This window comes from Ensifer sp., from assembly GCF_035999135.1.
Classification (GTDB): Bacteria; Pseudomonadota; Alphaproteobacteria; order Rhizobiales; family Rhizobiaceae; genus Ensifer.
Genome location: NZ_DASYGZ010000223.1, coordinates 1 through 9,722 on the forward strand (window position 1 = coordinate 1; position 9,722 = coordinate 9,722).

The following is a 9,722-nucleotide window of genomic DNA, read 5'->3' on the forward strand; positions in this document are numbered from 1 at the left end:
AGTGCACCTGGAGGTGAGCATGTTTGTGACCGCGGCCTATGCCCAGCAGTCAACCACCACTGAAGGCGCCGAAGCACACGATGCCGCTGCGGCCGGTGAGGTGCACACCGAAACGGGTGTGGCCCACGAAGGCGAGGCTGGCTCCGGCGTGTTCCCGCCCTTTGATTCGACCCATTTCGCATCGCAGCTGCTCTGGCTCGCGATCACGTTTGGCCTCTTCTATCTCCTGATGTCGAAGGTCATCATTCCGCGTATCGGCGGAATTCTCGAAACCCGTCACGATCGGATCGCCCAGGATCTCGATGAAGCGTCCCGCCTGAAGGGCGAAGCCGACGCCGCCATCGCCTCCTACGAGCAGGAATTGGCCGCTGCCAAGACCAAGGGCCACAAGATCGCCGACGATGCGCGCGAGACCGCAAAGGCCAAGGCCAATGCAGAGCGCACCGCCATCGAAGCAGACCTCGCCAAGAAGATTTCGGCCGCGGAAGACCGCATCGCCGATATCAAGACCAAGGCGCTGGCTGACGTTGGCGCGATCGCCGAGGAAACCGCAACCGCTGTCGTCAAGCAGCTGATCGGCGGAACCGTCACCAAGGCCGAGATCACCGCTGCCGTCAAGGCATCGGCTGGCAACTGAGGAGCACTGAACCATGCATCTTGATGCAACCTTCTATGCCTTCGTTGGCCTTATCCTGTTCTTCGTCCTGATTGCCTATCTCAAGGTGCCGGGCATGGTTGGCAAGGCCCTCGACGGCCGCGCCGACAAGATCAGCAATGAACTTGCCGAGGCCAAGCGTCTGCGTGAAGAAGCGCAAGGGCTCGTCGCCGAGTACCAGCGCAAGCGCAAGGACGCCGAGGCGGAAGCCGCCGGTATCGTTGCCGCCGCTCAGCGCGAAGCAGAAATGCTGACGGCTGAAGCCAAGCAGAAGACCGAGGAATACGTCACGCGTCGCACCGCGCTGTCCGAGCAGAAGATCAAGCAGGCTGAAGCCGACGCGATCAACGCTGTCCGTTCCGCTGCAGTCGATCTGGCGATTGCCGCGGCCGAGAAGGTCGTGGCTGCCAAGGCCGACGCCGGCGCCCAGAGTGACCTGTTCAAGAAGGCACTCGGTGAGGTCAAGGCCCGCCTGAACTAAGATCGGGCACAACCCGCATGAAAAAGCCCCGTCCTGTACGGGGCTTTTTTCGTTTGAGGGTTACTTCGAAACGGGCGGTGCAGGATGGCATCAACCAGGGCCGACCATCGGATGGAGGGGTTGTTGCAGGCGTCGGGCAGGGGGCTGACGCTGTCGCCATTTCGGTTACGGTGCGCGACCAGGTCGATCGCGCCGGCTTCCGCGCTTCCTGCCATTCAGTGGTCGTGGCCGTCGGCCGAGGGTGAACGGCGGCATCGAGGCTCGATTGCCGATACACGCAGCCGCAAGCGGCCGGTTCCGGCATCATTCCGTCCTTCTCTCTTTCCACCAACGGCAGCACCAGCCGCGAAAGGGGGGCTTTGATCGATCTGCGGCTTCGCCGCCAACCGGCAGGGCCGGGACGCCATCCGAATTGTGGGCCGTCGGCGTTACATCGCGGCCGTCCGGCTACCTCGTCGATATCGTTCGCAAAAGCACGCCGGCCCCGGCGAAACAATTGGCGGCAGATCAACCAATCGAGGAGCGGGCGGGAGCAAGGGGGAACGCCAAGGTCCTGGTGGTGCATGTCGCTCGACTGTGCGCGGCATCCGCTGCGTCAAGTGAACGTCTTTGATCGACGAGGTTCGCCGCTACGCGGGCAACCGGCGGGGCGGGACGCTCGCCGCATTGTGAGAGTGCGTTTTCTATTGCGGGCCGCACAGTTGCTTCGCCCATATCGTGCGCAAGAACGCAAGGTCCCGGGAGAGACGATGCGCGAGGGATCGGCGGCTCACGGCGCGGGAGCGGGGGTGGGAATCCAGGGGGCGGACCGGAGGATGTCGCGCACCGGTGCGCGGCAGCCGCCTCGTTAAGCGGATCGTGTTTGCCGAATTCGACCGGTCTGTGACAAGGGCGCGGGGCCGAGATGGCTGGCTGCGATCGCTGCTTGCGCACTCTGGCGAAGGTGTGGACGACTGCCGAAAGCGCCGGGGGAAGCGGATAGATCGCGTGACGCGCGCTAATCCTGGCGCAGGGGGCGGAAACTCATGCGGTGCAGCGCACACGGCCCCTGTGTCTCGATGGCGCGGCGATGGGTGACCGTCGCATAGCCGGCATGCAACGCGAAGCCATAGCCGGGATGGGCGAGATCGGCGCGCGCCATCATCCGGTCACGCGTGACCTTGGCGACGATCGAGGCGGCGGCAATTGACAGCGAGCGGGCGTCGCCCTTGACGACGGCCTTCGCATGGCAGGGCAGGCCCGGCGGGACGTCGCGGCCGTCGACCAGCACGAAGCGCGCCGCCGACGGCAGACCGGCAACGGCGCGGCGCATGGCTTCGAGGCTGGCCTTGCGGATATCGGTCGCATCGATCGTGCTTGCGGACGCCGATGCGATCGACACGTCGGCTGTGGCGAGAATTTTCTCAAACAGGCTCTCGCGCGCCTGGGCGCTCAGCTTCTTGCTGTCGTCGAGGCCTTCGGGAATGGCATCCGGATCGAGGATGACGGCAGCGGCCACCACGGGACCTGCGAGCGGCCCGCGACCGGCCTCGTCGGCACCGGCGACCGGCCAGAAGCCATCACCTTTCGCCGACAGTTCCAGGTCAAAATCCGGCGCTTCGATAATATCGGGAAAAAGGGGAGAATCGGACGATCTGCGAGACATATGTCTAGATCGCATGATCGACCGATTCTCTTCAAGCCCCCGGGTCCGAGTGCGGCGGCGGACGGGGGGATGGCCGGTGCCCAGAACGGGGGACGGGGCACCGGAACTCTATCTGGCTTCACCCTCTGCATCGGCTCCAAGGGGCGCCAATGAGGGTTCTACCGGGGGTCTACCGGGGAGCAGGCGTATGGCATGCCCCGAACCTCCCTTCACAGAAGCGAAAGCTGCACGCCTGTTCCAAGCGGTGGCACGAAAAGGTCGTCGCGCAACTGGCGGCGTGTCGGGCTGAAGCCCAGTCGCTTCACCGCCAGGTCGAAGCGGCGACCGATCTGCCAGGCGTAGGGACCGGCACCCTTCATGCGCTTGCCGAACTCGGCGTCGTAATCCTTGCCGCCGCGCATCGAGCGAACCAGCGACATGACGTGACGGTAGCGATCCGGGTAGTTTCGCAGCAGCCAGTCGCGAAAAAGCGGGCTGACTTCGAGCGGCAACCGCAAGAGCACGTAGCTCGCCTCGGTCGCGCCCGCCGTTCTTGCCGCTTCGAGCACCCGCTCGATCTCGTGATCGTTGAGGGCCGGGATGATCGGCGAGACGAGAACGCCCGTCGGGATACCGGCCTCGGCGATCGCGCGCATGGCCTCCAGCCGCTTCGGTGGTGTTGCTGCACGCGGTTCCATCGTGCGCGCCATCTTCCGGTCGAGCGTCGTCACCGAGATGCCGACCCGCACCAGGCCTTTTTCCGCCATGGGGGCAAGAATGTCGATGTCGCGGGTGACCATCGCCGACTTGGTGACGATCATGACCGGATGGTTGGCATCCCTGAGCACTTCGAGGATCTGCCGCATGACGCGCCATTCCTTCTCGATCGGCTGATAGGGGTCGGTGTTGGTGCCGATCGCAATCGGTCTCACCTTATAGTCCGGCCGCGCCAGTTCGCGTTCCAGCAGCCGCGGCGCGTCCGGCTTGGCAAACAGCTTTGCTTCGAAGTCGAGCCCTGCCGACAGGCCCATATAGGCATGGGTAGGCCGCGCGAAACAATAGATGCAGCCGTGCTCGCAGCCGCGATAGGGGTTGATCGAACGATCGAAGGAAATATCGGGCGATTCGTTCCTGGTGATCACCGAGCGCGGCTTTTCGATCTGGACCTCTGTCTTGAAAGGCGGCAGATCCTCGAGGCTCTCCCAACCGTCGTCAAAGGTCTCGCGTGACTGCGGCTCGTAGCGGCCGGTCATGTTGAGCCCGGCGCCGCGTCCCCGACGGCGGTCAATGTCGATCCTGAGGCCCGTTGCGCTCATCATCGCTTCGGCAACATCCGCCGTATTGGCGGGCGCAAGCGCACCCTGCCTGATCTGCGACAGCTCGGTCATTGGAATCTCCCAGGAATCAGATATCTGATCCCGTTTTGTTCTGATTATTTTCCTAACGCGAAACCATGAACAATACAAGAACAAAAAATGGGGATGCGGTTTGGTTCGGTCGAGCGGCAAGCGCGATGGCCGCGTCGGCCAGGAATGTAGCAATTGTTGCTGCGATGCGGTAGGAAAAGACATGCTGACGATCATCATGGAAACGCGCGACAACGAAGCCGAGCTGGCGCAGACGCTCTCGGCATTGGTGACCGGCGCTGTCGAAGGCCTCGTCAGTGACGTCATCATTCTCGACCACGGATCGAAAGACGGTTCGTCGAAAGTGGCGGATGCGGCCGGATGCCGGTTCTGCCAGAGCTGGGATCTGGCGGAGGTGGTGGGCTCGGCGCGCGGCGAATGGCTGATGCTGCTGGAACCCGGCGCTCGCCCGATCGGCCGCTGGGTCGACGAGCTGGCGGAGTATGTCGCGCTCAACAGGGCACCTGCGCGCTTCTCTCCGTCCAGGATGCACCGCAAATCCCTGTTCAGCCGGCTGGCGCGGCGCCCGCAGGCGCTGGAGAGCGGTTTCCTGCTGCGCAAGCAGGACGCGCTCGCGGCGACAGGTGGCATGGGGTGCCTGGGCGATATGGTGAGGGTTGGTGCGGCGCGCAGGCTTTCGACCGAACTAGTTCCGGCCTGGGTCGCCGTCGAGGGCCGGCAGGCGACCGCTTAGGCGTTAGGCAAAAAAATGAAAGGTGCCTGTCGGGAGACGGCACCTCCAAGCGGCTCTCAAATGACCTTGTTTGATAGATTGCTTGCCGGGCAGCATTCTGGCTGCACGTCGTATTCCACAGTTCTCTCCGCTTAGGGACGTAGGCGAAAAGGTGTCTATGCGGTTGCGAAGAGGAGAAATATGCGGCGGTCGATCTTCGCTGGCTGACGGGTAGACACTAGCGGCTGGAAACGCCGCGGTCAGTTACGTAGGTAACAGCTGCGGAGCGGCTGTGCTGGAGTATGCGGCCGATCACCCGGCATTAGCCGCGCTTCAGGTGCTCATCCAGGCGCGGCATGATCTCGACGAAGTTGCAGGGCATGTGGCGGTAATCGAGCTGCTGTCTCAAGATCCCGTCCCATGCATCCCTGCACGCGCCGGGAGATCCCGGCAGAACGAAGATGAAGGTGGCGTTGGCGACGCCGCCGGTTGCGCGCGACTGTATGGTCGAGGTGCCGATCTTCTCGTAGGAGATCCGATGAAACACCTCGGAAAACCCGTCCATGCGTTTTTCGAAGAGAGGCTCGAGTGCTTCGGGCGTCACGTCGCGGCCGGTGAAGCCCGTGCCGCCGGTCGTGATGACCACGTCGATCACTGGGTCGAGCGTCCAGGCCTTCACCTGATCGTGAATCTTCGACCGGTCGTCGGGCACGATCGCGCGTGCCTCGAGCCGGTGGCCGGCGTCGACCACGCGGGCCTGTAGCGTGTCGCCCGATTTGTCATCAGCAAGTGTGCGCGTGTCCGACACGGTGAGGATCGCGATCCCGACCGGAATGAAGGGGCGTTTTTCGTCGGTTCCGGCCATTTTATGCTCCTGCGCCTGTCGTCCTGCAGCCCAGAACGTACCATTCGGGTCGGGCAACCGATAGGCGGTTGGCCGCCTCCAGGGCCAGGTCGTCGTTTGCGAAAAGACCGAAGCACGTCGCACCCGAACCCGACATCCGCACGAGTACGGCGCCGGCTTGCGCGAGCGTCTGGCGAACGGTGGCGATGACCGGCTGCAACGTCTCTGCCGGTGGCTGCAGGTCGTTGCGCAAGGTCGTCAAGACATGAAACCAGTCGCCTTGCGTCAAAGGTACGGGCGGCAATTCGAGCGGCGGGTTGGTCTTGTCAATGAGCGTCCGGAACACGACGGGCGTCGAGACCGCCACCAGCGGATTGACGAGCACCATCGAAAGCGCCGGAAAACCCCGAAGCGCGGTGATCTCCTCGCCAATACCCCTTGCGAGCAGGGGCCTGCCGCGAAGGCACATCGGCACGTCGGCCCCGAGCTTCAGCGCGATCGCATCAAGACGCTCAGCTTCGATCGTCGCGCCCCAGAGCTCGAGAAGTCCATGAAGTGTCGCTGCCGCATCGGCAGAGCCGCCGCCGATGCCCGAGGCGAGCGGCAGGTTCTTTTCGAGATGCAGGTGGACCGGGCCGGCTGTGGCGAGCCCGCGAGACTGAAGCTCGGCGCGCAGGCTGTCGCGTGCTTTCAAGACCAGGTTGCTCCCTTGCGCGTCGGCGTCGCGCGGCAGTTCGGCGGCAAACGGGCCCGAGACGGTAAAGCGGTCCTCGGCGGCGGGCGCAAGACCGATGCGGTCGCCCCGGTCGGCGAAGGTGACGAGGCTTTCAAGGAGGTGATGGCCGTCGGCGCGCTGGCCGACGACGTGCAGTGCGAGATTGATCTTTGCGGGTGCTGCGCGCGTCAGCGCAAAACCCGCGATGGCACCCTCCGACATCGACCGATCAGGACTTCTTGTCAGGCGCAGGTGCTTCGGGCGTAACCTTCTTGGGCGCCGTCTCCTTGGCGTCCGCAGAGGCCGGGACCTCTTCTTTCAGCGCCGGCAGGCCGTTCTCGATCTTTGCCTTGATCTTCGGGATCTCGGCTTCCTCGGGCTTCAGCTCAAGCGTCTGCGTCCATTGGAACACCGCTTCGAGCTTGCGGCCGACCCGCCAGTAGGCGTCGCCCAGGTGATCGTTGATGGTCGGGTCGCCGGCCATCAGTTCGGCGGCTTTTTCCAGCTCCACCACCGCGTCGTCGAAGCGGTTCATGCGGAAATAGGCCCAGCCGAGCGAATCGACGATGTAGCCGTCATCCGGCTTCAGCTCGACCGCCTTGCGGATCATGTCGAGGCCTTCCTCGAGGTTGATGTTCATGTCGACCCAGGAATAGCCGAGGTAGTTCAGCACTTGCGGCTGATCCGGGTTGAGCTCCAGCGCCTTGCGGAAATTCGGCTCGGCCTTGTCCCACAGCTTCTGGCGCTCATAGGCAATGCCACGCTGGAAGAACACGGTCCAGTCGCTGCGCTTGGGCACCGGTCCGATCTGATCGACGGCCCGGTCGTAAAGTTCGCCCATCTCCTTGTAGTCCTTGGCGTCGGAAAGCACGCTGCCATAGGCGAGATAGTTGCGGATGTTCTTCGGGTCGACGTCGATCAGGGCCTTCAGGTGCTTCTTGGCCTCGTCGACCTTGCCGATGCTGGCGAGGCTCAGGCCCAGTTGCAGTTCGGAAACCCGCCGCATTGGCGAGGTCTCCGGAATAGCCTTGTAGAGCTCGATTGCCTCGTTCGGCTTTTTCAGGTTCTCGGCGATGCCGCCGAGCATGACCAGAATATCGGCGCTGTCGGGATCGAGCCGGCGCGCCGTCTGCAGATAGAGCGAAACGATATCCTCGGCGCCGTCGCGGTTCAGCGCCGCACCGATCGAAAAGAGCACGGCGGCTGCCCCTTGGCTGGCGTTCTTGACCTGCTGTTCCTGCTGTGCACCGGCTTCGATGCTGCTGCGCAGCGCCTGCAGCGGCGTGTAGTTGTTGACCATGTTCTCGCCAACGGCAACCGTGTCGAGCGCCTTCTGCTTGTTGCCTTCGCGTGCTTCGAATCGGGCAAGCGCCTCGACCGCGCGCATGAAGGTGTCAGGGGCGGCACTGCCGCCTTCACGGTCGAGAATGGCGTCGTTGAGCCGGGTGCGTGCCGTCTGCTTGTCGCCGGCTGCAACCGCGATCGCGCCCGCATGGTAGTTCTTGAACACGCGGAACCAGTCGGGACCTTCAAGTCCGTTGATCTCCGCGAGTGCTTCCTTCGGCTTGCCCTGGCCGAACTTGGCCCAGGCAGACAGGAGGCCGTTCATCAGCCGGTCGAGATCGTTCGGGCCCTGGTAGTTCAGCAGCTTCTGCGCGTTGCGATATTCGCGCTTGCGGATCGCTTCGATGGCGCGGATGACCGTGGTGATGCGCTCGACGGCCGGGTCGGTTTTCAGCTGCTCGGCGATTTTCGCGCCTTCGTCGAACTGGCCGTCCATCAGAAGCGTGATCATCAGCCGCTGCTTGACGTCGTTGTTGTTGGGCTCGAACTGCAGCGCGATCCTGTAGAGTTCGGTGGCCGAGGCGAAGTCGCGGTCCGTGTCGGCGGTGCGGGCGGCGAGAAACGCGCCGGCAAAGGTGTTGACCGACTTGATGTCGAACGGTTCGCTTTCCTCGGCGGCGGCAGCAGCCTTCTCCTCGGCGAATGCCGGGTAGCTGGTGCTGACCGTGGCAAGTGCCAGCAGTGCAGCGCCGCTGAGGAGGCGGAGGATCGTCATTTGCCGCATGTCAAACCTTTCGTGCCGATCGCTCGGCATAGCGCACCACTAAGGGTCGTTTTCGGAGTCAGCCACATATTGCCCAGCACAACTCTTGAGGAACAGAATGGCTTTTTTGGCGCAATGCGGCAACAATTTCCTGTCGTCTGTCCTGGCCGGCGGCCGACCGTCAGCTCATCCGGTCGATGCAGAAGTCGATAACTTCCGTCAGCGCCGCCTTCCAGGGCGAGGCCGGCAGCGGCGCCAGCGCATCCCTTGCGATCGTGCCGTAATGCTGGGCGCGCGCGATGGTGTCGCTCAACCCTCCGTAGCGCTTGATCAGGCCAAGCGCCTTGTCGAGGTTCTGATCGGTGCTGTCGCCGCCCTCGATCGCCTCGCGCCAGAAGGCGCGATCGTCCGCCGTGCCGCGGCGGTAGGAGAGGATCACCGGCAACGTGATCTTGCCTTCGCGGAAGTCGTCGCCGACATTCTTGCCGAGGTCGCTCGACGAGCCGCCGTAGTCGAGCACGTCGTCGACAAGCTGGAAGGCAAGGCCGAGGTTCATGCCGTAGGATTTCAATGCGTTGCGGTCGGACTTGCTCGTCTGGGCGACGATCGGTCCGACTTCCGAGGCAGCGGCAAAAAGCGCTGCGGTCTTGGCGCGGATGACCTGGAGGTAGTCGTCCTCGGTGGTTTCCATGTTCTTGGCGACCGACAGCTGCAGCACTTCGCCCTCGGCGATGACCGAGGCTGCAGTCGAAAGCACGTCGAGCGCGTCGAGCGAACCGACATCGACCATCATGCGGAAGGCCTGGCCGAGCAGGAAGTCGCCGACAAGGACGCTCGCCTGGTTGCCCCAGATCGTGCGTGCGGTGGACTTGCCACGTCGAAGGTCGCTTTCGTCGACGACATCGTCGTGCAGGAGCGTTGCCGTATGCATGAACTCGACGCTGGTCGCGAGCTTGACGTGGGCGTCGCCCTCGTAGCCGAACATGGCGGCGGAGGCGAGCGTGAGCATCGGGCGCAGGCGCTTGCCGCCGGAAGAAATCAGGTGGTTGGCGACCTCGGGAATCATCTGAACGTCGGAGCCGGCCTTCGACAGGATGAGCTGGTTGACGCGCTCCATGTCCGCTGCTGTCAGGTCAACGAGCGGCTTTACGGACGCCTGTTTGTTTTTGCTGTCTTCCAGCGGTATCACTACGCCCACACCGGGACTCCTGTTTTCATTGTCGCTTTCGACAATAGGAAGGGGTGTCCCGTGCGGCAAGAGGCGAATTGTCCCGCTT

At 63.6% G+C, this 9,722-nt stretch carries 9 protein-coding genes; 3 read left to right on the forward strand and 6 right to left on the reverse strand.

Annotated elements, in window-relative coordinates; translation table 11 throughout:
* The first annotated feature begins 19 nt into the window (after positions 1-19).
* Both VGO12_RS29930 and VGO12_RS29935 read left to right on the forward strand, forming a co-directional pair.
* Positions 20-637, forward strand: coding sequence for a F0F1 ATP synthase subunit B (locus VGO12_RS29930; RefSeq protein WP_327516382.1), 618 nt, complete (start codon positions 20-22; stop codon positions 635-637).
* Positions 638-650: 13 nt separating this feature from the next.
* On the forward strand, positions 651-1,136 hold the full coding sequence (locus tag VGO12_RS29935) for a F0F1 ATP synthase subunit B (protein WP_327516374.1): 486 nt from the start codon (positions 651-653) through the stop codon (positions 1,134-1,136).
* A 997-nt stretch (positions 1,137-2,133) separates the two neighbouring features.
* Here VGO12_RS29935 and VGO12_RS29940 read toward each other — a convergent pair.
* The gene (locus tag VGO12_RS29940; RefSeq protein WP_327516375.1) at positions 2,134-2,781 is read right to left on the reverse strand and encodes a ribonuclease HII; all 648 of its coding nucleotides are present in this window, start codon (positions 2,779-2,781) and stop codon (positions 2,134-2,136) included.
* Positions 2,782-2,990: 209 nt separating this feature from the next.
* Positions 2,991-4,148: a PA0069 family radical SAM protein gene (locus VGO12_RS29945; RefSeq protein ID WP_327516376.1), complete on the reverse strand. Its 1,158-nt coding sequence runs from the start codon at positions 4,146-4,148 to the stop codon at positions 2,991-2,993.
* A 181-nt stretch (positions 4,149-4,329) separates the two neighbouring features.
* On the opposite strand from VGO12_RS29945, the gene VGO12_RS29950 reads away from it, so the two are divergent.
* Entirely contained in the window at positions 4,330-4,860 is a 531-nt protein-coding gene (locus VGO12_RS29950) for a glycosyl transferase (protein ID WP_327516377.1), read from the forward strand.
* 301 nt (positions 4,861-5,161) lie between these two features.
* On the opposite strand, the gene moaB is transcribed toward VGO12_RS29950, so the two are convergent.
* From moaB to VGO12_RS29970, 4 genes are all read right to left on the reverse strand, one after another.
* A complete protein-coding gene (moaB, locus tag VGO12_RS29955; RefSeq protein ID WP_327516378.1) occupies positions 5,162-5,704 on the reverse strand; it encodes a molybdenum cofactor biosynthesis protein B in 543 nt (180 codons plus the stop codon).
* 1 nt (position 5,705) lies between these two features.
* On the reverse strand, positions 5,706-6,620 hold the full coding sequence (locus VGO12_RS29960; RefSeq protein ID WP_327516379.1) for a 4-(cytidine 5'-diphospho)-2-C-methyl-D-erythritol kinase: 915 nt from the start codon (positions 6,618-6,620) through the stop codon (positions 5,706-5,708).
* A 7-nt stretch (positions 6,621-6,627) separates the two neighbouring features.
* A complete protein-coding gene (locus VGO12_RS29965; protein WP_327516380.1) occupies positions 6,628-8,466 on the reverse strand; it encodes a tetratricopeptide repeat protein in 1,839 nt (612 codons plus the stop codon).
* A gap of 160 nt (positions 8,467-8,626) precedes the next feature.
* Positions 8,627-9,643 (reverse strand): polyprenyl synthetase family protein, encoded by a 1,017-nt coding sequence (locus VGO12_RS29970; RefSeq protein ID WP_327516381.1) that lies wholly within the window; start codon positions 9,641-9,643, stop codon positions 8,627-8,629.
* Between the last annotated feature and the right edge of the window lie 79 nt (positions 9,644-9,722).